Annotated in this window: 20 protein-coding genes and 1 tRNA gene; 10 read left to right on the plus strand and 11 right to left on the minus strand. The window is 66.1% G+C overall.

What is annotated here, in order from left to right:
• The first annotated feature begins 23 nt into the window (after positions 1 to 23).
• Entirely contained in the window at positions 24 to 914 is an 891-nt protein-coding gene (locus AC3WOB_RS03375) for a LysR family transcriptional regulator (protein WP_492274179.1), read from the plus strand.
• A 31-nt stretch (positions 915 to 945) separates the two neighbouring features.
• On the opposite strand, the gene AC3WOB_RS03380 is transcribed toward AC3WOB_RS03375, so the two are convergent.
• Positions 946 to 1,020: transfer RNA gene (locus AC3WOB_RS03380), tRNA-Cys, on the minus strand.
• A gap of 168 nt (positions 1,021 to 1,188) precedes the next feature.
• Between AC3WOB_RS03380 and AC3WOB_RS03385 the strand changes: the two genes are divergently transcribed.
• Positions 1,189 to 3,453 carry an Orn/Lys/Arg family decarboxylase gene (locus AC3WOB_RS03385; protein ID WP_492274180.1) on the plus strand — a complete coding sequence of 755 codons (2,265 nt, stop codon included), beginning with the start codon at positions 1,189 to 1,191 and terminating at the stop codon, positions 3,451 to 3,453.
• 132 nt (positions 3,454 to 3,585) lie between these two features.
• A complete protein-coding gene (ptsJ, locus tag AC3WOB_RS03390) occupies positions 3,586 to 4,881 on the plus strand; it encodes a MocR-like B6 salvage transcription factor PtsJ (RefSeq protein WP_492274181.1) in 1,296 nt (431 codons plus the stop codon).
• A 12-nt stretch (positions 4,882 to 4,893) separates the two neighbouring features.
• On the opposite strand, the gene asd is transcribed toward ptsJ, so the two are convergent.
• From asd to AC3WOB_RS03405, 3 genes are all read right to left on the minus strand, one after another.
• Positions 4,894 to 5,742: an archaetidylserine decarboxylase gene (asd, locus tag AC3WOB_RS03395; protein ID WP_492274182.1), complete on the minus strand. Its 849-nt coding sequence runs from the start codon at positions 5,740 to 5,742 to the stop codon at positions 4,894 to 4,896.
• Positions 5,743 to 5,937: 195 nt separating this feature from the next.
• Entirely contained in the window at positions 5,938 to 6,510 is a 573-nt protein-coding gene (locus tag AC3WOB_RS03400) for a redoxin family protein (RefSeq protein ID WP_492274183.1), read from the minus strand.
• Positions 6,511 to 6,570: 60 nt separating this feature from the next.
• Positions 6,571 to 7,116 (minus strand): carboxymuconolactone decarboxylase family protein, encoded by a 546-nt coding sequence (locus tag AC3WOB_RS03405; protein WP_492274184.1) that lies wholly within the window; start codon positions 7,114 to 7,116, stop codon positions 6,571 to 6,573.
• A 122-nt stretch (positions 7,117 to 7,238) separates the two neighbouring features.
• Here AC3WOB_RS03405 and AC3WOB_RS03410 point away from each other — a divergent pair, with 122 nt between their 5' ends.
• From AC3WOB_RS03410 to AC3WOB_RS03425, 4 genes are all read left to right on the plus strand, one after another.
• Positions 7,239 to 8,105, plus strand: coding sequence for an AraC family transcriptional regulator (locus tag AC3WOB_RS03410; protein ID WP_492274185.1), 867 nt, complete (start codon positions 7,239 to 7,241; stop codon positions 8,103 to 8,105).
• Between the two features lie 112 nt (positions 8,106 to 8,217).
• Positions 8,218 to 9,060 carry a YggS family pyridoxal phosphate-dependent enzyme gene (locus AC3WOB_RS03415; RefSeq protein ID WP_013396368.1) on the plus strand — a complete coding sequence of 281 codons (843 nt, stop codon included), beginning with the start codon at positions 8,218 to 8,220 and terminating at the stop codon, positions 9,058 to 9,060.
• Positions 9,061 to 9,065: 5 nt separating this feature from the next.
• Complete coding sequence (locus AC3WOB_RS03420) at positions 9,066 to 9,338, plus strand: hypothetical protein (RefSeq protein WP_013396367.1); 273 nt, start codon at positions 9,066 to 9,068, stop codon at positions 9,336 to 9,338.
• 11 nt (positions 9,339 to 9,349) lie between these two features.
• Positions 9,350 to 10,045, plus strand: coding sequence for a glutamine amidotransferase (locus tag AC3WOB_RS03425; RefSeq protein WP_492274186.1), 696 nt, complete (start codon positions 9,350 to 9,352; stop codon positions 10,043 to 10,045).
• A gap of 12 nt (positions 10,046 to 10,057) precedes the next feature.
• Here AC3WOB_RS03425 and AC3WOB_RS03430 read toward each other — a convergent pair whose 3' ends face one another.
• From AC3WOB_RS03430 to AC3WOB_RS03440, 3 genes are all read right to left on the minus strand, one after another.
• Positions 10,058 to 10,801, minus strand: a complete 744-nt coding sequence (locus AC3WOB_RS03430) for a GntR family transcriptional regulator (protein WP_492274187.1) — start codon at positions 10,799 to 10,801, stop codon at positions 10,058 to 10,060.
• A 33-nt stretch (positions 10,802 to 10,834) separates the two neighbouring features.
• A complete protein-coding gene (locus AC3WOB_RS03435; RefSeq protein ID WP_492274188.1) occupies positions 10,835 to 11,812 on the minus strand; it encodes a Bug family tripartite tricarboxylate transporter substrate binding protein in 978 nt (325 codons plus the stop codon).
• Between the two features lie 107 nt (positions 11,813 to 11,919).
• Positions 11,920 to 12,366: a cupin domain-containing protein gene (locus AC3WOB_RS03440; RefSeq protein WP_492274189.1), complete on the minus strand. Its 447-nt coding sequence runs from the start codon at positions 12,364 to 12,366 to the stop codon at positions 11,920 to 11,922.
• A gap of 174 nt (positions 12,367 to 12,540) precedes the next feature.
• Here AC3WOB_RS03440 and AC3WOB_RS03445 point away from each other — a divergent pair, with 174 nt between their 5' ends.
• Both AC3WOB_RS03445 and AC3WOB_RS03450 read left to right on the plus strand, forming a co-directional pair.
• Positions 12,541 to 13,422, plus strand: coding sequence for a dihydrodipicolinate synthase family protein (locus tag AC3WOB_RS03445; RefSeq protein WP_492274190.1), 882 nt, complete (start codon positions 12,541 to 12,543; stop codon positions 13,420 to 13,422).
• The gene (locus AC3WOB_RS03450) at positions 13,419 to 14,384 is read left to right on the plus strand and encodes a Bug family tripartite tricarboxylate transporter substrate binding protein (RefSeq protein WP_492274191.1); all 966 of its coding nucleotides are present in this window, start codon (positions 13,419 to 13,421) and stop codon (positions 14,382 to 14,384) included. The genes AC3WOB_RS03445 and AC3WOB_RS03450 overlap by 4 nt, the downstream gene beginning before the upstream one ends.
• Positions 14,385 to 14,394: 10 nt before the next feature.
• On the opposite strand, the gene AC3WOB_RS03455 is transcribed toward AC3WOB_RS03450, so the two are convergent.
• On the minus strand, positions 14,395 to 15,300 hold the full coding sequence (locus AC3WOB_RS03455) for a LysR family transcriptional regulator (RefSeq protein WP_492274192.1): 906 nt from the start codon (positions 15,298 to 15,300) through the stop codon (positions 14,395 to 14,397).
• A 54-nt stretch (positions 15,301 to 15,354) separates the two neighbouring features.
• Entirely contained in the window at positions 15,355 to 16,437 is a 1,083-nt protein-coding gene (gene serC, locus AC3WOB_RS03460) for a 3-phosphoserine/phosphohydroxythreonine transaminase (protein ID WP_492274193.1), read from the minus strand.
• Positions 16,438 to 16,568: 131 nt separating this feature from the next.
• Here serC and pdxR point away from each other — a divergent pair, with 131 nt between their 5' ends.
• Positions 16,569 to 18,065, plus strand: coding sequence for a MocR-like pyridoxine biosynthesis transcription factor PdxR (gene pdxR, locus AC3WOB_RS03465; protein ID WP_492274194.1), 1,497 nt, complete (start codon positions 16,569 to 16,571; stop codon positions 18,063 to 18,065).
• A gap of 6 nt (positions 18,066 to 18,071) precedes the next feature.
• Here the strand turns inward: pdxR and AC3WOB_RS03470 are convergent, their stop codons facing one another.
• Both AC3WOB_RS03470 and AC3WOB_RS03475 read right to left on the minus strand, forming a co-directional pair.
• Positions 18,072 to 19,394, minus strand: a complete 1,323-nt coding sequence (locus tag AC3WOB_RS03470; protein WP_492274195.1) for a serine hydroxymethyltransferase — start codon at positions 19,392 to 19,394, stop codon at positions 18,072 to 18,074.
• A 19-nt stretch (positions 19,395 to 19,413) separates the two neighbouring features.
• The gene (locus AC3WOB_RS03475; RefSeq protein ID WP_492274196.1) at positions 19,414 to 20,613 is read right to left on the minus strand and encodes a benzoate/H(+) symporter BenE family transporter; all 1,200 of its coding nucleotides are present in this window, start codon (positions 20,611 to 20,613) and stop codon (positions 19,414 to 19,416) included.
• Between the last annotated feature and the right edge of the window lie 16 nt (positions 20,614 to 20,629).

Consider the following 20,629-nt stretch of genomic DNA (forward strand, 5'->3'; position numbering starts at 1 on the left):
AGCTAAATAGTTATAGTCGTCGCATGAACGTGCGAGAGATAGAAATCTTCAGGGCGGTAATGCGGGAAGGCTCGGTGTCGCGGGCGGCGCAGGTGCTGCTGATTTCGCAGCCTGCCGCCAGCAAGTACATCGCCCAGCTGGAGCGCCGCGTGGGCGTGGCCCTGTTCGTGCGCAAGGGCGGGCGTCTGCTGCCCACGCCGGAAGGCAGGGCGCTGTATGGCCAGGTCGACCGGCTTTTTTCCGGCCTTTCGCAGTTGGACAGCTTCATCAAGGACCTGGGTAGCGAAAAACAGGGCCACCTGACCGTCGCGTCCTTGCCGCTGCTGTCCCTGACCGTCATGCCGGACGTGCTCGCCAGCTTCATGGCCGACCGCCCCAATATTTCCGTGGCCTTGCAGACACGCAGTTCGGCGCGCATCGTCGAATGGGTGGCTGCGCGTCAGGTGGACATGGGTGTGTGCTTCTACGGGGGGCAGCATCCGGGCGTCGTGGCCGAGCCGCTGGTCAGCTTGCAGCTGTATTGCGCCATTCCCCCAGGCGACCCGCTGGAAAAGTTCGACACCATACGCGTGGAGCAACTGGCCGGCCGCGATCTCATCATCTACGACAACCTGGATCACACCCGCTTCTGGCTGGAAGCGCTGCTGGAGCAGCAGAAGGTTTATGCGCGGCGGCGTGTGCAGGTGTTCTGGACCTCGGTGGCGATGGAACTGGTGATGCGCGGCGTGGGCATTGCACTGGTCGACCGGCTGACCGCCGCGCGCATCCCGGGCGGACTGGATCAACTGCGGCCGCTGGAGCCGGGCGCCTCGTTCGATCTCAGCCTGGTATGGCCCGAGCATTGGCCGTCGTCAGTCATCGCGCTGTCCTTCGCGGACGCATTGCGGGAACACCTGCGCGATCACTCGGTCTAGTGCGGCCGGCCCCCGCCCCTAGCCAGGAAAGTGGAGGCGCGGGCTGGAATCGAACCAACCTATGCGGATTTGCAATCCTGCTGCATAGCCACTCTGCCACCGCGCCAATTGTTTTGTCCTAAGACATATATAATTGTGTTCGAGGACAAAATAAATTGCAAGCGTCCGACGCGGACGGACTGCTGTTTCGCGCGGCCACCGGTAAGCGGGGCCGCGTGGCTGTCCTTGCCACCGGGCCGCCATGGGGGCGGCCCGGGTTTGACCGAGGACAGCAATGCAGTTCCAGTTTCCCATCGTCATCATCGACGAGGACTTCCGTTCGGAAAACACCTCCGGCCTGAGCATCCGGGTATTGGCCGAGGCCATCAGGGCCGAGGGCTTCGATGTGCTGGGCACGACCAGCTACGGCGATCTCAGCCTGTTCGCGCAGCAGCAAAGCCGCGCCAGCGCCTTCATCCTGTCCATCGACGACGAGGAACTGGCGCACGGCGAGGGCGTGGCGCCGGCATTGCTGGCCTTGCGGGAATTCATCAGCGAAGTGCGGCGGCGCAACGCCGATGTGCCGATCTACGTCTACGGCGAAACCAAGACCGCGCGGCACATTCCGAACGACATCCTGCGTGAACTGCAGGGCGTGATCCACATGTACGAGGACACGCCGGAATTCGTGGCGCGGCACCTGATCCGCGAGGCCCGGGCCTACCTGGAAGGCGTCAAGCCGCCATTCCTGAAAGCCTTGCTGGACTACGCCGAGGACGGCTCCTATTCCTGGCATTGTCCGGGGCATTCCGGCGGGGTGGCGTTCCTGAAGAGTCCAGTCGGCCAGATGTTCCACCAGTTCTTTGGCGAGAACATGCTGCGCGCGGACGTCTGCAATGCGGTGGAGGAACTGGGCCAGCTGTTGGACCACAACGGCGCCATCGGCGCGAGCGAGCGCAACGCGGCGCGCATCTTCAATGCGGATCACTGCTACTTCGTGACGAATGGAACCAGTACCAGCAACAAGATCGTGTGGCATCACATGGTGGCGCCGGGAGATGTGGTGCTGGTGGACCGCAATTGCCACAAGTCGATTTTGCACAGCATCGTCATGACGGGAGCCGTTCCCGTTTTCCTGCGCCCCACGCGCAACCATTTCGGCATCATCGGCCCGATTCCGCGCAGCGAGTTCGAAGTCGAGACCATCCGTGAGAAGATCCGCGCGCATCCGCTGCTCAAGCACCTGGACGCCGACGAGGTCCGACCGCGCGTGATGGCGCTGACGCAGTCCACCTACGACGGCATCATCTACGAAACCGAGACGATCAAGGCCGCGCTGGACGGCTATGTGGACGCCTTGCACTTCGACGAGGCCTGGATGCCGCACGCGGTGTTCCATCCGTTCTATGGCGCCTACCACTGCATGGGCAAGCAGCGTGCGCGGCCCACGGAATCCCTGGTGTTCTCCACGCAGTCCACGCATAAACTGCTGGCCGGCATCAGCCAGGCCAGCCACGTGCTGGCGCAGGACTCCATGACGCGGCAGCTGGACCGGCACCTCTTCAACGAGTCTTATCTGATGCACACCAGCACCAGTCCGCAGTACGCCATCATCGCCAGCTGCGACGTCGCCGCGGCCATGATGGAGCCGCCTGGCGGCACGGTGCTGGTGGAGGAGAGCATCGCCGAGGCGCTGGATTTCCGGCGTGCGATGCAAGAGGTCGGCACGCATTTTGCCGCCGGCGACTGGTGGTTCAAGGTCTGGGGACCCGAGACGCTGGCGCCGGAGGGCATAGGCTCGCCCGAGGACTGGATCATCCGCGCTGGCGACGGCGACACGTCATGGCACGGCTTCGGGCCGCTGGCCGACGGCTTCAACATGCTGGATCCGATCAAGTCCACCATCGTGACGCCCGGGCTGGACCTGGACGGCAACTTCGCGGACAGCGGCATTCCGGCCTCCATCGTCACCAAGTTCCTGGCCGAACATGGCGTGATCGTGGAGAAGACCGGCCTGTACAGCTTTTTCATCATGTTCACGATAGGCATCACCAAGGGCCGCTGGAGTTCGCTGCTGACCGCGTTGCAGCAGTTCAAGGATGACTACGAGCGCAACCAGCCCATGTGGCGTCTGCTGCCGGAGTTCTGCCGCAAGTTCCCCCGCTACGAGAGCATGGGCCTGCGCGACCTGTGCCAGCACGTGCATGCGACCTATGCGCAGCATGACATTGCCCGGTTGACCACGGACATGTACCTGACCGACGTCATCCCCGCGATGAAGCCCTGCGACGCCTACGCCTGCATCGCGCAGCGGCGCACCGAGAGGGTGGAGATCGATCATCTGGAAGGCCGCATCACCACCAGCCTGATCACGCCTTATCCCCCGGGCATACCCGTTTTGGTCCCGGGCGAGGTATTCAACCGGACCATCGTCGACTACCTGAAGTTCTCCCGCGAACTGAGCCGGGAATGTCCGGGGTTCGGCACGGACATCCATGGTTTCGTCGAGTTGCGCGACGCGGACGGAAACCTGCGCTATTACGTGGATTGCGTGCGGTAAGCCCGCTTTATGCGGACGGGGAATCCGTGTCAAACTTACGCGGGGATGGCCAGGCCGGGAGTCGGTCACCCTGATTGACTTGACGCAGCCCGGCCGCTGTCCGTGCCAGGAACGGGATTGTCTTAGGACTCTATGAAAATACAAGGAAAGACCGCCGCAGAGATCTTCGATTGCGTGCGCGCGATGGCGCAGTCGGGGCAGTTGCCGCCGGGCCAGGCGCTGCCGCCGGTGCGGGATCTGGCGGTCGAACTGGATATCAACCGCAATACTGTCGCCGCCGCCTACAAGCGGCTGGTGACGGCAGGCATCGCCCTGACCCAGGGCCGCCTGGGCACCATCATCCGCGACCAGTCCGCCCCTGGGGAACAGGAAGGCGCGCTGTCGGACTCGCCGCTGGCGGACCTGGCCAGCGGCAATCCAAACCCGGCCTGGCTGCCGGACCTGAGCGCGGCCCTCGCCATCCGGCCTTATCAACCGCGGCTGTACGGCGAGCCCACCGTCAATGCCGGGCTGGAAAGCTATGCCCGCGTCTGGTTCGCGCCGGACTGCCCGGCGCCCTTCGAGATCAACCTGACCCATGGGGCGGTGGACGCCATCGAGCGGCTGCTCAGTTCGCACCTGGTGGCCGGCGATAAGGTGGCGGTCGAGAACCCATGCTTCCTGAGCAGCATCAACATGCTGCGCATCGCCGGCCTGCAGGCGCTGGGCGTGCCCGTCGACGCGGAAGGCATGCAGGCGGTAGCTCTGGAGGCGACGCTGGCCAAGGGCGCGCAGGCCGTCATCCTGACGCCGCGGGCCCACAACCCCACAGGCTGCAGCCTGAGCGAAAAGCGGGCGAAAGCGCTGGCGCGGGTGCTGGCCAGGTATCCCCACGCCATGGTCATCGTGGACGATCACTACGCCTTGCTGTCGGGCAAGGCGTACCACTCGGTGCTGCCGTCCGGCGCGCAGCGGTGGGCCCTGGTGCGCTCGTTCTCCAAGACCTTGGGGCCCGACGTGCGCCTGGCGATGGTGGCCAGCGATCCCGCGACGTCGCGGCAACTGCGGCTGCGGCTGGCTTCCGGCACCAGCTGGGTCAGCCATCTGCTGCAAGACATGGTCGAGGTCACGCTGGGCCGGCCCGAGGTCGCCAAGCAGATGGCGCTGGCCCGCAAGGATTATGCACAGCGCCGCAAGGCCCTGGAGAACGCCTTGCTGGATCAGGGCGTGGCGTACGCGGCGGACGGTGACGGCCTCAACCTCTGGGTGCCGTTGGATACCGATGACCAGGCGGTCGCGCTGGCCCTGGCCCATCGCGGCTGGCTGGTGCGCCATGGCGATGCCTTCGGGGTCCAGGAACCGGTCCGTGGCCTGCGCATCACCATCTCGGCGATCGAGCCTGGCCAGTGCCGCAAGCTGGCGCGGGATATCCGGGAAAGCATGGGCTAGCCGCTACCGGCTTCAACGCTGGTCGGCCATGGCTTGTCCCAGCTTGACCGTCCGCCCCGTTTTCCAATCTGGATGGAAGCGCCAGGCGCTGCCGGGCATCAGCACTACCACGGTCGAACCCAACTCGAAGTGCCCCATCTCGGCGCCTTGCGGCAAGCGCAAGGGCGCCACCAGGCTGCCGTAGTCCCACTGCTGGATGCGCCGGCCGTGCGGCGCCACCAGGCCATGCCAGGTCGTGGCGATGCTGCCGACGATGGCGGCTCCCACCAGCACCATGGCGTAGACGCCATGGTGGGGATGCTCGAACCAGCACACCAGCCGTTCGTTGCGCGCCAGCAAGCCGTCCATGCCTTGCACGATCTCCGGCTTGACGGAGTAGAGCGTCCCCGGCACATGGCGCATGCCCAGCAGCCGCCCCTCGCAAGGCATGTGCACGCGGTGGTAATCGCGCGGACTCAGATAGATCGTGCTGAACCAGCCGCCGCCCAGTGCCCGCGCCAGATCCGCGTCGCCCAGCAGCGCAGCCGCGCTGTACTGTCGCCGCTTGGCCTGTATCAGTTGCCCCAGGCTGATACGGCCGAACTGGCTCACGATGCCATCCGCGGGGCTGGACCAGTCCGCATCGGCCAGCTTGCGGGCGCCCGGCTTCAAGGCCCGGGTGAAGAAGGCATTGAAATTGCCATAAGCCCTTGGGTCGGGGTGCAGGGCCTCGTCGAGATCGATGCCATACCACTTGGCGTAGCCGCGGATCAGCGGCTGGGCCACCCAGGCTTGGCGGCATGAGGCCAGCCGGCCGGCGCAGCGTGTCAGCCAGAGCTTAGGTGCGACGCGCTGGAACATCAGGGAAAGAGACGTAGACATGAAGCTCGTGGTTGCCGCGGACGCGATGCTCAGGCGGTAGGGCGCCTATTGTCCTGAAATATTATTTATTATGGCATAGGACAAACAGGGCGCTCGCATCGATTGCTTGTCGAGAGGTGGCTGCCATCACATCATGGCTACCCTACACAGCCCGCGTGTGGCAGCCTTGGCACTGCGCGCCCGGATAGCAGGCTCCTACCGCTGGACCGGCGCGGGGCAACTCGCCGCGTCGCACTCCTGGCGGGTGGATTCAGCGGGTGCAGCGGCGTTGGCGAGAGAGGCATCGTCCTCGGCCAGCAACCCGCCGATGGCGGCCCCAAGAGTCAGGTCGTCGATGCGGCCGAAGTGCTGCAGGCGCACGCGTCCCTGGCGGTCCAGCAGGACCAGGCTGGGCGTGCCGCGCAGCCCGTAGGCTTGCATGGTCATTGGGATGGCGCCGGACGCGGCGGGGCGGTCGATGCCGATGGGAAAGCTCCATCGATACTCGTGATTGAAGGCACGCAGCGCGGCCGGACTCATCACGTCGTGGTGTTCGAAAACGGTATGCAGGCCGATGACCGCGACATCCTTGCCGCGGAACAGCCTGTGCACGCGTTCGGCTTGCGGCAACCCATGCGACAGGCACCCAGGGCACAGCATCTGGAATGCGTGCAGCAGCACGACCTTGCCGCGCAGCGCGGCGAGTTCGATGGGGCTGTCCGCATTCAGCCATTCGTCCACCAGCAAGGGCGGGGGCATTGCGTCGGCCATGTTGTCGGATCGGGACATCTGAAGGCTCCTGTGGCGTGGCGGGCGGGGCGGTCTCGCCCCGCCCGCATGGCGGCTGGATCAGGCGGCCCGGCGCAGCTTCACGGCCGGGAAGTCCACCGGCACGGCAAAGGCCACGTTGACGTAGTTGGTGAACAGGTTGAGCGCGACGTGCGCCAGGATTTCGACGATCTCCTGGTCGCTGTAGCCTGCCGCGCGCACGGCCTGCACGTCGGCTTCGCTCACTTGCCCACGCGCTTCCACCAGTTTCAGCGCGAAGCGCAGCGCCGCCGCGGTCCTGGGATCGGCGGCCTCGCCGCCTTGGGCGGCCGACATTTCTTCGGCGCTGGCGCCGGCCTTGCGGCCCAGGGCCGTGTGGGCCGCAAGGCAGTATTCGCAAGCATTGCGGTCGGCCACGGCGACTGCGATCTGCTCGCCGAGCTTGGCCGGGATCACGCCGCCGCCCAAGGCGCCGAAAGCGCCCCACATGCTCTGCAGCGCCGCCGGCGAATTGGCGACGGCCTTGAACATGTTCGGCGTGGCGCCAAAGGCGCCGTGGATTTGCGTGAGCAGCGTCTTGCGGTCGGCACTGGCGCTGCTGGCATCGATAAGAGGAACTCGGGACATGTCGGTAACTCCTGGAAAAGAAAAAAAGGCCGCCGGTCTTGGACGGGGTGGAGAAATCGTACGTAGAATGTCTGGACGCAAGGTGTTTTTCAATCCATAAAAATTGTCTTATCGTCCAATCTATGAGCGATTCTGTTCCTCCCCAAGTTGACCGGCTGTCGGCGTTGCTGGACCGTTTCCGGGTGCGTGCCACGCTGTTCCACACGGGCGCGCTATGCGGCACCCAGGCCTTCGAAGCCGTGCCGGGGCGCGGCTTTCTGCACGTGTTGCGCCGCGGCGAGATGGAAGTGCGGCATCGCCCGGGAGAGACCGCCACGCCGCGCCTGCGCCTGTCCGAGCCGACGCTGCTGTTCTATCCGCGCGCCGTGCATCACGAGTTCGTGAATCCTCCCCGGGACGGTTCGGACTTCACCTGTGCGGCGCTGGACTTCGATGGCGGCGAACGCAATCCCATCGTGCAGTCGCTGCCGTCCGTGGTGCGGATCCCGCTGGACGCGGTCGAAGGCTTGCGGCCCGCGCTGGATCTGTTGTTTGCCGAGGCCGATCACGTGCGCTGCGGCTCGCGCCTGCTGGCAGACCGCCTGTTCGAGGTGGTGCTGATCCAGCTGCTCAGATGGATACTCGACCATCCGGAGGAGGTCGGCGTGACCAGCGGCCTGGTGATGGGCCTGTCGGATCCGCGCCTGGCCAGGGCGCTGGTGGCGCTGCATCGTTCGCCTTATGAAGACTGGTCCCTGGCCAGAATGGCAGCGATGGCCGGCATGTCGCGCAGCGCATTCGCGGCGGCCTTCAAGGACGCCACCGGCGCCACGCCCGCCGCCTACCTGACCGACTGGCGCTTGAGCCTGGCGGCGTCCATGATGCGATCCGGCCGAGCGGTCAAGCTGGTGGCCGCGGAATTGGGATTCGCCAGCGCTTCCTCGCTGTCCAAGGCGTTCCGGCAGCGTATGGGCGTTTCACCGCGCGAATGGCTGGCCGCCAACGCCTAGCAGTGGCCGGCAAGCGCCGGCGCCATCGTGATAATATTGACCTATGACAAAACTGCGGGCGGCATAAGCGTTGTGGAAAACGCCGGCCGCCACTCCTACGCGAGGTTCAGGCATGAGCGAGCAAGGCCCAGGGCAAGACAACGGCACCCAGACACAGCACGACCAGCATGGCCGCTGGCCGCAGGCGCAGTCGGTCGAGGATTTCCGCCGCAATCTGGCCGCGGTCAACGGACGAATTGCCGATGCGGCCCTGCGCGCCGGCCGTGATCCGGCGACGGTACGCCTGCTGCCCGTGAGCAAGACCGTGGAAGAGGCGCGCATCCGGCTGGCCTACGAGGCCGGCTGCCGCTACCTCGGCGAGAACAAGCTGCAGGAAGTGTCCCGGAAATGGGAAGCCATGGCGGACCTGACCGATTTGAGATGGTCGGTCATCGGCCACCTGCAGACCAACAAGGCCAAGCTCGTGGCCCGCTATGCGGCAGAGTTCCAGGCGCTCGACAGCCTGCGAGTGGCCGAAGCGCTGGACCGCCGGTTGCAGGCGGAAGGCCGCCAGCTTGATGTGTTCGTGCAGGTCAATACCTCCGGCGAGGCCAGCAAGTACGGACTGCAGCCGGAGGAGACGGCGGCCTTCCTGCGCGAACTGCCCGCGTTTTCGGGGCTGCGGGTGCGCGGCCTGATGACCCTGGCGCTGTTCTCGGCCGAAGCGGCGCGCGTGCGCGAGTGCTTCGTACTGCTGCGCACGCTGCGCGATCAGCTGCGCCAGGAAGCGCCCGCGGGGATAGGCCTGGATGAATTGTCCATGGGCATGTCCGGTGACTACGAGATCGCCATCGAGGAAGGCGCCACCGTGGTCCGTGTCGGACAGGCCATCTTCGGTGCGCGCAACACGCCCGATTCCTATTACTGGCCTACCGGCAACAGCGCGGAATCGCGCGAGTCCGACGGCCAGGAGTAGCGCGCATGCCGGTGTATCGACTCATCATCAAACGCGACGGCCGCCTGATCGGCCATTTCGAATCCACCGCCGCGTCGGCGCTAGACGACAGCCGCGACATCGCGGCACGCCTGCCGGCCAAGGACGGCTATCAGCTCAGCCTGTTGGTCGCGGATGGCGAGCGGCGCCTGCTGGAAAGCACGCCGCAAGGCATCCGGCTACTGGCTTCGGAAAACGTGTTCGTCTCAACCCCCGAAGGCTTGCTGGGCGGATTGGACCGCCATCCGAGCCCGCAATAGGAGTATCCGGAATGAGCCTTACCGCATTGGCGATCCGCCACGTGCCCTTCGAAGACCTGGGCATCCTGGCGCCGGTCCTGGCAGAGCGTGGCTACAGCGTGCGATACCTGGAAGCGGGCGTCGACACCATCGACGCCGCCACCCTCGGCAATGCCGACCTCGTCGTGATCCTGGGCGGCCCCATAGGCGTCTATGAAACCGGGCGCTATCCCTTCCTGGAGCAGGAACTGCGCGCCATTGCGCACCGGCTGCGCCAGGACAAGCCGACGCTGGGCATCTGCCTGGGTGCGCAGCTCATGGCGGCGGCGCTGGGCGCGGAGGTCGCGTCCACCGGACGCGCCGAGATCGGCTATGCGCCGCTGACGCTCACGCCGCAAGGGCAGGATTCCGTGCTGAGCGTGGTTCAGGACGTGCCCGTGCTGCATTGGCACGGGGACCAGTTCGCCATTCCCGAGGGCGCGGCGCGTCTGGCCGAAACGCCGGGTTTTCCAAACCAGGCGTACGCGCTGGGGCCCCGGATACTGGGCCTGCAGTTTCACCTGGAAGCGGATTCCACGCAGATCGAGCGCTGGCTGATCGGACATGCCTGCGAACTGAGCCTGCGGCAGATCGATCCGGCCGTCATCCGCGAGGATGCCCGGCTTTACGGCCCCGAGCTCGAACGTCGCGCGCGTGCGGCGATGGAGCGATGGTTGGACGGGATCTGAGGCAGTACTGCGCTATCTCGGTCGCTTGCGCCCCTCCGGGCGCTTTTGCAGCCAATCCACCACGAACTCTCCCGACTCATGGATATGCGAACGCATGGCAGCGCGCGAGGCGTCGGCGTCGCGCGCGGTCAGCGCCTGGACGATGGCTGCATGGTGTTCGATATTTTTCTTCATGCGAGCCTCGTACATGCCCAGCACGGTCATATTGAGGATGTTCTTGGTGTAGTCAGTGTGCAGGTCCTTGATGATGCGTTCCAGCGACGCATTGCCGGCGGCGCGGAAGATCAGGGCGTGGAATTCCTGGTTCTTGATGACCCAGTGTTGCATGGGCGCGGCAGCCTGACGCGGGGTGGCCCCGTCGCCCGCGTTGACCTCGGCGTATAGCGCGCCGACGGCCTGCGCGCATTCGGCGTGGGTGGCCTGCAGCCTTTGCAGGTCGGCGTCGGAAATCCAGCGCGCCGCAAGCTCGGCCGCCATGCCTTCCAGTTCGCCGCGCAGCCAGTAGTTGGCGCCGATGTCCTTGATGGTCGGCGCCACCACCGTGGCGCCGTAGCGCGGCTGCTGCACGATCAGGCCCTTGGTCTCCAGCTGCCGGAACGCTTCGCGCACCGGTGTGCGGCTGACGTCGTATTCTTCCGCCAGCGTCTCTTGCCGCAGCTTCTGCCCGGGCGCATAGGCGCCATTGAAGATCTTTGCGGAGATCGACTCCACCAGGTGCTGCACCAGTTCTTCCGCGGCGGGATATGTGCGATCCATGGCCTGACTCCCACGTCCTTGACGGTTATGTGGCTATTTTCCGGCGTCCGCGGAGAATACCCGCCGCCACTTTTTTTGCTCCTGGAGCATGCGTTCCAGGAAGACTTGCGATCCCGTGGGCATGGGCTGGCTGCCTTGCGCATACAGCTGCGCCATGCCCTCGCTCAGTGCCACCGCCTGCATGGCGCGTTCCAGCTTTTCGAGTATGTCCTTGGGCGTCGCGGCAGGCGCGACCAGTCCCGATATCGAGCCTACATCGAAATCGCCGCCCAGGGTCTCGCGGGCGGCGGGAACGTCCGGCAGATTCGACACCCGCTGTGCCGAGGTTACGCCCAGCGCTCGCATCTTGCCGGACTGGATGAACGGGCCGACCACCACGGTCTCGACCGCTGTCACGTCCACCACGCCGGAGAGCAGGGCGGTGGCCGCCTCGGCGCCGCTCTTGTAGGGTACGTGCATGAGCGTGGCGCTGGTTTGCTGCTGCATCAGGGCGAACACCTGGTGGATCGAGGTGCCTTGTCCCGAGCTGGCGTAGGAGACCGCGTCGGGCCGGCTGCGGGCGCGGGCGACCAATGCTGGCAGGTCCTGGATCGGCGAGGCTTCCGGCACGACCAGGGCCAGCGGCGTGTTGGCGATCATGGACACGTAGGCGAAATCCTTGAGCGCGTCGTAGTTCAGCTGCTTGTGGATGAGAGGATTGACCGCGACCATGCCGTTGGTGATCACCATCAGCGTATAGCCGTCGGGCTTGGCCCGGGCCACGATGTCGGCGGCGATATTCCCGCCCGCGCCGGGCTTGTTTTCCACGACTACCGGCTTGCCGAGCTCGGTTTGCAGCTGCCTGGCTACCGTGCGCGCTGTGAGATCGGTGATGCCGCCGGCGCCGAAGGGCACGACCAGCGTGATGGGCCGCTCGGGCCAGGCGCCGGCGGCCTGGGACGGGCTGGCCAGCGTGAGCGGCAGCGAAAGCGTCAACGACGCGAGGCAGGCGCGCAGAAAGGGGGCGTGCATGATGTTTGTCTCCTTGGAATTTTCTATTTCTTTGTGTGCAGGCCCGGCAGGGCGGGCCTGCCGCGGACGGCGGCGAGTGGCGGCGGCTGTCCGTGGAACCGCGGATATCAGTGTTCGAGGTCCTGCTCGGTGATCGCGGGCGGTTCGCCCTGGATGTTCATGCGGCCGTCGTACACCGGCCGCCCGCCGGTTGTTGGTCCCTGGTACTGGACGAAGAACAAGGTGCCGCCTGTCTCGGTGCTGAGCGCTTCTTCGATGTGCGGGTCCGGATGGAACACCACGGTGCCCGGGCCGTACATCTTTCCGCCCATGTTGAATTCCCCTTCGATCACGTACCAGACCTGGGCGAAATCGTGTTTGTGCAGGCGGAAGCCCGCACCCGGCTCATAGCGCAGAAAGCCGGCATTGGGCTCGGTGGGGCGTTCTGCCCGCGTGTGGAAGAGGAACTTCGTCTTGTTCTTGAACCGGCCCATCTCCCACTCCATGTCCTCCGGCCTGCGGTACTCAGGCATGTGGTGGGTCTGCGTCTGTTCCGGCACGACGTTGTTGCTCATGGCTTGCTCCTTGGTGAATTGGCCGGGAAAGTCTATCGGCCTTGCGCGGGAATTACTGGATACAAGATTCGCCTGCCGGCAGCGCGGGCGGGAGATATCAGGCGCCCAGGAAATAGGTATTGGACCGCTCTGCGCGGCCTCCCTAGACTGCAAGCCGTCATGGAGAAGCGAGCTATGCATTTGAAGGGAATCATCGGCTACCTGCTGACGCCTTGCGATGAGCGCGGGCGGGTGGACCACGCGCTGTTGGAAGCGCACGTCGAACGGCTGATCGACGAGGGCGTGCATGCCTTGGCGCCCCTGGGCAGCGTCGGCTGCCTGCCCTACCTGGATGATGGCGAACGCGAGGCCGTCATCGACACCGTCATCGGCGCGGCGCGCGGGCGTCTGCCCGTGCTGGCGGGCGTGTCCAGCCTGAGCACGGCCAGCACCGTGCGCCATGCGCGCTACGCCGAACGCGCGGGCGCCGCGGCCTTGCAGCTATTGCCCAGCACCTACTGGAAACTTACCCAGGATGAAATCCACGCCTACTACCGCGAGGTCTGCGAGTCGGTCTCCACGCCGGTAATGGTCTACAACAACCCGTTCACCACGGGCATGGACCTGCCCGTCGAGTTCCTGGCCCGGCTGGCGGAGCTTCCCAACGTCACCATGATCAAGGAAAGCAGCCCCGACCCCACCAAGATCGCGAGGCTGCGTGCGGCCTGCCCGGCCCGCACGGCCGTGTACATCGGCCTGAACTGCATGGCGCGCACCGGATTCGCGGAGGGCGCGGCGGGCTGGTGCACGGCGTCGGCCAACGTCAGCGCGTCCTACGCCTTGAACCTCTATCGCTGCGCCATGGCCGGCGACGCGCGCGGCGCCGACGAATGGTTTGGCCGGCAGATCGATCTGTTGAATTTCCTCATGGACCATGGCCTGCCCAGGACTGTCGCGGCGGGCCTGCAATTGCGCGGCTTCGACAGCGGACGCCTGCGCGCGCCCTTGGCGCCGTTGACGGCCGACCTGCAGCAACAACTTCTAGAAATTCTCAAGAAAATGGAGATAGCCGGATGAACAAGGGATTGCGCCGCTGCATGGCGGCTTTGCTAGGTGTGATGCTGCCGGCCGCCGCGGCCTGGGCGGGCCCGTATCCAGACCAGCCCATACGCCTGATCGTGCCGTTCGGCGCCGGTGGTGTGACCGACACCACGGCGCGGGTGTTCGCCGAAGGGCTCACGCGGGAGCTGGGCCAGCCGGTCGTGGTGGAGAACCGCGGCGGCGCGGGCGGCTCGATCGCCGCAGGCGCAGTGGCGAAGTCGCCGGCCGATGGCTACACGCTGCTGGTGATCACCAATGGCATGGTCGCCGTCAACCCGCTGATCTACAAGAAGCTGCCCTACGACCCGAACAAGGACTTCACCTACGTTGCCATGCTGGCGAATACACCCACGGTCTTGGCCGTGGGCGTGGACAGCCCATATGCGTCGTTGCCGGAAATCATCAAGGCCGCGTCGGTCCAGGCCGACAAGATCGCGTTTTCCACGGCGGGCGAGGGCTCCGACAACTACCAGGTCCTGGAGCTGCTGCAACAGGCGACAGGGGTGAGGATGCTGCACGTGCCCTACAAGAGCGGATCGGAATCCATGACAGCGGTGATGAGCCGCAACACGGATTTGACGGCCGTTTCCGCCGTCACCGCGGTGGGTTTCGTCGAGGCGAAGCAGATTCGTCCCTACGCGGTGACCTCGTCGCGCCGCCTGGCCAACCTGCCCGACATCCCTACGGTCAAGGAAGTGCTGGGCAAGGAGGTGGAAGGCGGGTCCCTGTCAGGCATTGCCGTTCCCAAAGGCACGCCGGCCGATGTCGTCGCGCGCTTGAACACAGCCATCGCCGCAGTCGCCAAGAGCCCGTCGGTGCAGGACAAGATCTACGCGCGAGGCAGCGAACCCGTGGACGCCAGCCAGGCAGCGTTCGAGCAGAGAGTCGTCGCCGAACAGCAGAAGTGGGCGGGCATTCTTTCCCGTCCGCAGCAGTAAGTCCGGGGTTTCAGGGCGCTTGCGCGCCCAGCACCTCGCGCGCCGTCTCGATGAACCAACGAACGGCGGGGTTCACGGACTGGGCGGGCGCCGCCAGCGCCATGGCATAGGTCAGCGGTTCGCCCGCCACGTCCGCGAGGTCCACGTAGGCCACGTTGTCGATGGCGATCCTGCGCAGTGCCGACGGAACGATGGCGACCCCCAGGCCGCCGGCGATGAGCGGCAAGCTGATGAGGGCGTGGGACGACTCCTGCAAGACCCGCGGATGAAATCCGGCCCGCTGGCAGGCCGCGACGATTTCGCCGGTGAAGCCGGGACTGTCCGAATGCGCCAGGGTTACCAGGGCGTCGTCCGTCAGGTCCGAGAGCCTGGCGCTTTTCATGCCGGCCAGTCGATGGCCCGCCGGCACGGCCAGCACCAGCCGTTCTCGCGGCAAGGGGGTGATCGTGATGCCTGGCACGCCGGAAGCGGACGGAACCAGGAATGCCGCGTCCAGTTCGCCGCGCTGCAACCCCGCCAGAATGCCGACGGTGCTGCCGCTGGTCAGGCGCAGCCGTATGTGCGGAAAGCGCTGCGCGAATTCAGGCAGGATGCGCGGGAGCAGGTTCAAGGCGGCGCTGGGCACCGCGCACACGCGCAGGGCGCCCATGCGCCCCTCTGCCGCGTCGCGCGCGGTTTGCAGCGCGGCGTCGGCGCCTTCCAGCAGGCGCTTGGCTTCGCCCAGGAAGGCCCCGCCGGCGACGGTGAGACGCACGCCCAGGCGGTCGCGTTCAAACAGGTCCGCGCCGATCTCGGTTTCGAGCCGCTTGATGGCGACGCTGAGCGGCGGCTGGGTCATGTGCAGCCGCGCGGCGGCCTTGCGATAGTTCAATTCCGTCGCCAGGACGACGAACTGTCTGAGCTGCCTGAAATCCATGCTGGTTTCCCCGTGTTTTATATCGGCATGGCCGACGCGCGGCGCAAGCCGGCATCAGCCGTGCGTGCGCAGGAAGTCTGTCATGAAATCGGCCAGCGCGGCCGTTGCCGGCAGATCGACCGCGTTATAGAGACTGGCCCGGATGCCGCCGGTATGGGAATGGCCCTTCAGCCCCATCAGCCCGGCGTTCTCGGCCTGGCGCAGAAACAGGGGTTCCAGGGAGGAATCGGCCAGGAAGAACGGCACGTTATTGATCGAACGGAATTCCGGCAGGACCTTGTTGAGGTAAAAGCCGTCGCTGGCGTCGATGGCGCGGTACAGCAGCCAGGCCTTGGCCTGGTTGGCCTGGTGGATGCGCTCTATCCCGCCGCTCCGGCGGATCCAGCGCAGCGTCAGTCCGGTCAGGTACCAGGAAAACGTGGCGGGCGTGTTGAGCATGGAGTCCGCCCGCGCTGCTTGCGCATAGTTCAGCACGTCGGGCGTGATGGGCAGCGCGCTGTCCAGCAGGGCCTCGTCCACCACCACCACCGTGACGCCGGCCGGTCCCATGTTCTTTTGCGCGGCGGCGTAGATCAGGCCGTGCCGGGATACGTCGATGGGCTTCGACAACAGGCTGGAGCAGGCATCGCATACCAGCGGAACGGATGCGTCCGGCGCGGCCGCGAATTGCAGGCCATGCACCGTCTCGTTTTCCGTGTAGTGCAGATAGGCGGCGTCCGGATCGAGCCGCCATTCGCCGGGGGCGGGCACGCGGTCGAAGCCGGACGCCTCGCTGCTGGCGGCCACGCGCACCTCGCAATAGCGTCGGGCCGCCTCGATGGCCTTGCCGGACCAGAGCCCGGTGTGCAGGTAGTCCGCCGACGTCTTGCCGCGCAGCAGGTTCATCGGCACCTGCGAGAACTGCAGCGTAGCGCCGCCTTGCAGGAACAGCACCTTGTAGCGGTCGGGAATCCGCAGGATGGCCCGCAGGTCCAGTTCGGCCTGGCGGGCGATATCGATGAATACGCGCGAGCGGTGGCTGATTTCCATCACCGACATGCCGGTTCCCGCGAAATCGAAGAACTCGTCGTGCGCTTCCTGCAGCACTTCCAGCGGCAGCGCGGCCGGGCCGGCGCTGAAGTTGTAAGACCTTGCCATGTTTCCTGATCCTGCCCCGCCATGCGCGGGCTCTTGCAATGTTGCGCCCGCGTCTGCCGAGGCGAACGGAAGAGTCTACGGATAGAATGGCCGGGCCGGACAGGCCAGTTTTCCTACTGTGAGCAGACCGCATGGCAAAGACATTCGAGCTGGATACGCTGAAGATGCGCATGAACGATGCGGAACTCCAGCGGCTGGACCTGCATCAGCGTATTCAGCGGGCGCTGCGCGCCCTGATCCTGGACGGCGCGCTGGGGCCTGGTCTCAGGCTGCCCGCCACTCGCGGCCTGGCGAAGTCGCTGGGGGTGGCGCGCGACACGGTGGAAAATGCCTACGTGCAGTTGCACCGTGACGGCTATATCGTGCGCCGCGAGGGCTCGGGCAGCTATGTGTCCGAGACGGTCGGCACCGAGCTGCGAGGCGCCGCACGCAGGCGGGCCAAGCGGGATCAGCGGTCGGCCGTGGCGCAGCCCGGGGTGGGCCTGAGCCGGCGCGGACGCATGATCCTGGACAGCGGCGGCGTCGCGGATCAACAGGTCATCAAGGCGTTCGCCACGGGCTTGCCGGAAACCCGCACGTTTCCCACCGATGTCTGGGAACGGCTGCAACGCCAGGTCCTGAAGGACTACCGCGCCCATGTGTTGCTGCACGGAGACCCGCAGGGCGCCGAACCGCTGCGCCGCGCCATTGCCGCCTACCTGAACCTGGAACGCGGCGCCAAGGTCTTGCCCGAACAGGTCCTGGTACTGAGCAGCACCCGCCAGGCCCTGTTCCTGTGCGCGCAATTGCTTGCGGACGCCGGCAAGCCCATCCTGATGGAGAACCCCGGCTACTTCGGCGCCCGCAAGGCCTTTGAATCCGCGGAGACGCGCATCGCGCCTATCGACGTCGACGCGCAGGGCATACGCCTGGACCTGCTGCGCGCGGACCGCAGCGGCGCCAATTGCGTGTACGTGACGCCGTCGCACCAGTACCCCACCGGCGTGACGCTGTCGCTCGAACGCAGGCTGGACCTGATCAACTGGGCCGCGGAACACGGCAAGTGGATCATCGAGGACGACTACGACAGCGAATTCCATTACGACGGCGTGCCCACCGCCTGCGTGCAGGGCCTGGACCTGCATCAGCGCACCATCTACCTGGGCACGTTCAGCAAGACGCTGTATCCAGGGCTCAGGATGGGATACATGGCGTTGCCGCCTGATCTGGTCGACGCCTTTGCCCGCGCGCGCAGCATCATGGACGGACATACTCCGCAGATCCTGCAGCTGACGCTGGCGCGCTTCATGGATGACGGCCATTACAACTCGCACGTGCGGGCCATGCGCAAGCTGTATGCCGGCCGCCGGCAGGTGCTGCTGGATTCCCTGGGCAAGCACCTGGGCGGCATTGTGCAGGCTGTCAGGCCTCCCGGCGGCTTGCAGATCCCGTGTCTGCTCGAACGCGGCTGGTCCGAGGAAAAGACCATCCGCCAGGCCGAGGCCGCCGGCCTGCGCCTGCCCGGATTGAGCAGGCTGTACGCAGGCGAGTACAAACAGCAGGGCTGGCTGCTGGGCTATGCCTCTCTGACAGCCTACGAAATCGAAGCCGCCGTGCTGCGGCTGTCGAACACGCTGAGGCAAGCCTAGAACAACTCAGTAGGGCAGGGGGAAGCGCTTGGCCAGCCCGGCCACACCCTCGCGGATGGCGCTTTCCGTGCGGGCGTCGACGGCCCCGGCGCGCACGCCGCCCAGCAGGGCCAGGATCATGTCGCCGATCTCCTGGAATTCAGCCGGACCCATGCCGCGGGATGTGCAGGCGGCGCTGCCCACGCGTATGCCGGAGGTGACGGCGGGCTTGGCGGCGTCGTTGGGAACGGCGTTCTTGTTCAGGGTGATGCCCACCTGTTCCAGGGCTTGTTCCGCCGTGTTGCCGGCCAGTCCCCAGGGCCGCAGGTCGACCACACCAAGGTGGCAATCGGTGCCGCCCGACACGATGGAAAGCCCGCCTTCCGCCAGCCGGCGGCACAGGACACGGGCGTTCTCGACCACCGCGTGGGCATAGGTCCGGAACGCGGGCTGCAGCGCCTCGCCCAGGGCCACGGCCTTGGCGGCGATGATGTGCATCAGCGGACCGCCTTGCAGGCCGGGGAAGACTGCCGAATCGATCTTGCGGGCGAGTTCGGCGTCGTTGGTCAGGATCATGCCGCCGCGCGGGCCGCGCAGCGTCTTGTGCGTGGTGGTGGTGGTGACATGCGCGTGCGGCACCGGCGAGGGATACGCTTCGGCTGCGGCCAATCCGGCAAAATGTGCCATGTCCGCCATGAAGATCGCGCCCACGTCGTCGGCGATGGCGCGAAAGCGCGCGAAGTCCAGCGTGCGCGAGTAGGCCGAGCCGCCGGCGATGATGAGCTTGGGCCTTTCCTGACGCGCAATGCGCTCGACCTCATCCATGTCGACCAGATGCGTGGCCGCATCGACGCCATAACTCAACGCCTGCAGCCAGCGTCCCGACATGTTGACCTTGGAGCCGTGGGTCAGGTGGCCGCCTGCCTTCAGGTCCAGGCCGAGGATCTTGTCCCCCGGCGCCAGCAGCGCCAGATAGACTGCCTGGTTCGCCTGGCTGCCGGAGTGGGGCTGCACGTTGGCGTAGCGGGCGCCGAACAGGCGCGTGGCGCGCTCGATGGCGATCTTCTCGGCCATGTCGGCGTTGACGCAGCCGCCATAGTAGCGGCGGCCGGGGTAGCCCTCGGCATACTTGTTCGTCAGCACCGAGCCCTGGACTTCCAGCACCGCGCGGCTGACGAAGTTCTCGGAGGCGATCAGTTCGATCGAGTGCATCTGGCGGCGCCGTTCGGCGTCGATGGCGCCCCATATGCCGGGATCGGCTTGTGACAGGGGCAGGGCGCTGATGGCAGGCAGCGCGAGGCTGTCGGGCGGGGCAATGTTCGTCACGGAGGTTCCTGGTTGGATGAGCATGATGTGGCAATGAGAAGCGTCAGGCGTTGGCGGCCAGGGTCCGCTGGCCACCGTGGATCAGCAGGTGCGCGGTCAGGCCGGCAACCAGGCCCCAGAACGCGCCGCCCACGCCCAGCAGGGTGACGTTGGCAGCGGTGGCCAGGAAGGTGATGAGGGCGGTCTCCCGAGTGCGGGCGTCGGCCATCGCATTGGCCAGGCTGCCGCCGATGGCGCCCAGCAGGGCTAGTCCCGCCAGCGTGGTGATGAAGGCCTTGGGCAGAACCATGAACAAGGTCGCCAGTGTGACGCCGAACGTGCCGACCAGGATGTAGAACACGCCGCAGGCCAAGCCAGCGATGTAGCGCTTGGCGGGGTCCGCATGCGCGTCGCGGCCGGTGCAGATCGCGGCGGTGATCGCCGCCACGTTGAAGGCGTGCGCGCCGAACGGCGCCATGACAAGCGAGCCCAGTCCGGTCACGGTCAGGATGGGGCTCGCGCTGGTCTTGTAGCCGTCGTTGCGCAGCACCAGCATGCCGGGCATGTACTGCCCCGTCAGCGTGATGATGAAGAGCGGCAGGGCCACGCCCAGCAAGGCCTGCAGCGAGAACTGCGGCATCTGGAAGACCGGCGCGGCCAGGCTGAGGTGGACGGCCGAGAAGTCGATTCGGCCTTGCGCGATGAGCAGGCCCAGGCCGATGACCAGTATGCCGACCACCGCGAAGCGCGAGGTAAAGCGTTTGAGTAACGCATAGGATATGACCAGCACGATGACCAGCAGCGGATCGGCGCTGGCGCCGCCGAAGGCATTGACGCCGAATTGCAGCAGGATGCCGGCCAGCAGGCCGGCGGCGATGCCGCCTGGAATCATGCGCACCAGCTTTTCGAAAGCGCCGGACAGGCCCAGCACGATGAAGCCCAGCGCCGACAGGATGTAGGCGCCGATGACCTCGCCATAAGGCGTGAACGGCATCACGGTCGCAAGAAACGCCACGCCTGGCGTGGACCAGGCCGTGATGACCGGCGCCTTGTAACGCCAGCTCAGCAGCGCGCCTGTGACACCCACTCCGACGGAAACCGCCCATACCCAGGAAGTGGTCTGGGCCGGCGACAGTCCGGCCAGCTCAGCCGCCTGGAACACCAGCACAAAGGTGCCGCCGTAGTTCACCAGCACAGAAATCAGCGCAGCGACGGTGGGAGAAAAGAAATCGGCGGGTCTCAGGCCTGCCGGCGATGCGTTCATGTATTGCTCCGCGTTC

Source organism: Achromobacter sp. FW305-C-30-7, assembly GCF_058783105.1.

Bases quoted from the DNA above. Each gene is read 5' to 3' on its own strand.
- AC3WOB_RS03375 (WP_492274179.1), top strand. From the start codon at position 24: ATGAACGTGCGAGAGATAGAAATCTTCAGGGCGGTAATGCGGGAAGGC.
- AC3WOB_RS03385 (WP_492274180.1), top strand. From the start codon at position 1,189: ATGCAGTTCCAGTTTCCCATCGTCATCATCGACGAGGACTTCCGTTCG.
- ptsJ (WP_492274181.1), top strand. From the start codon at position 3,586: ATGAAAATACAAGGAAAGACCGCCGCAGAGATCTTCGATTGCGTGCGC.
- asd (WP_492274182.1), bottom strand. From the start codon at position 5,742: ATGTCTACGTCTCTTTCCCTGATGTTCCAGCGCGTCGCACCTAAGCTC.
- AC3WOB_RS03400 (WP_492274183.1), bottom strand. From the start codon at position 6,510: ATGTCCCGATCCGACAACATGGCCGACGCAATGCCCCCGCCCTTGCTG.
- AC3WOB_RS03405 (WP_492274184.1), bottom strand. From the start codon at position 7,116: ATGTCCCGAGTTCCTCTTATCGATGCCAGCAGCGCCAGTGCCGACCGC.
- AC3WOB_RS03410 (WP_492274185.1), top strand. From the start codon at position 7,239: ATGAGCGATTCTGTTCCTCCCCAAGTTGACCGGCTGTCGGCGTTGCTG.
- AC3WOB_RS03415 (WP_013396368.1), top strand. From the start codon at position 8,218: ATGAGCGAGCAAGGCCCAGGGCAAGACAACGGCACCCAGACACAGCAC.
- AC3WOB_RS03420 (WP_013396367.1), top strand. From the start codon at position 9,066: ATGCCGGTGTATCGACTCATCATCAAACGCGACGGCCGCCTGATCGGC.
- AC3WOB_RS03425 (WP_492274186.1), top strand. From the start codon at position 9,350: ATGAGCCTTACCGCATTGGCGATCCGCCACGTGCCCTTCGAAGACCTG.
- AC3WOB_RS03430 (WP_492274187.1), bottom strand. From the start codon at position 10,801: ATGGATCGCACATATCCCGCCGCGGAAGAACTGGTGCAGCACCTGGTG.
- AC3WOB_RS03435 (WP_492274188.1), bottom strand. From the start codon at position 11,812: ATGCACGCCCCCTTTCTGCGCGCCTGCCTCGCGTCGTTGACGCTTTCG.
- AC3WOB_RS03440 (WP_492274189.1), bottom strand. From the start codon at position 12,366: ATGAGCAACAACGTCGTGCCGGAACAGACGCAGACCCACCACATGCCT.
- AC3WOB_RS03445 (WP_492274190.1), top strand. From the start codon at position 12,541: ATGCATTTGAAGGGAATCATCGGCTACCTGCTGACGCCTTGCGATGAG.
- AC3WOB_RS03450 (WP_492274191.1), top strand. From the start codon at position 13,419: ATGAACAAGGGATTGCGCCGCTGCATGGCGGCTTTGCTAGGTGTGATG.
- AC3WOB_RS03455 (WP_492274192.1), bottom strand. From the start codon at position 15,300: ATGGATTTCAGGCAGCTCAGACAGTTCGTCGTCCTGGCGACGGAATTG.
- serC (WP_492274193.1), bottom strand. From the start codon at position 16,437: ATGGCAAGGTCTTACAACTTCAGCGCCGGCCCGGCCGCGCTGCCGCTG.
- pdxR (WP_492274194.1), top strand. From the start codon at position 16,569: ATGGCAAAGACATTCGAGCTGGATACGCTGAAGATGCGCATGAACGAT.
- AC3WOB_RS03470 (WP_492274195.1), bottom strand. From the start codon at position 19,394: ATGCTCATCCAACCAGGAACCTCCGTGACGAACATTGCCCCGCCCGAC.
- AC3WOB_RS03475 (WP_492274196.1), bottom strand. From the start codon at position 20,613: ATGAACGCATCGCCGGCAGGCCTGAGACCCGCCGATTTCTTTTCTCCC.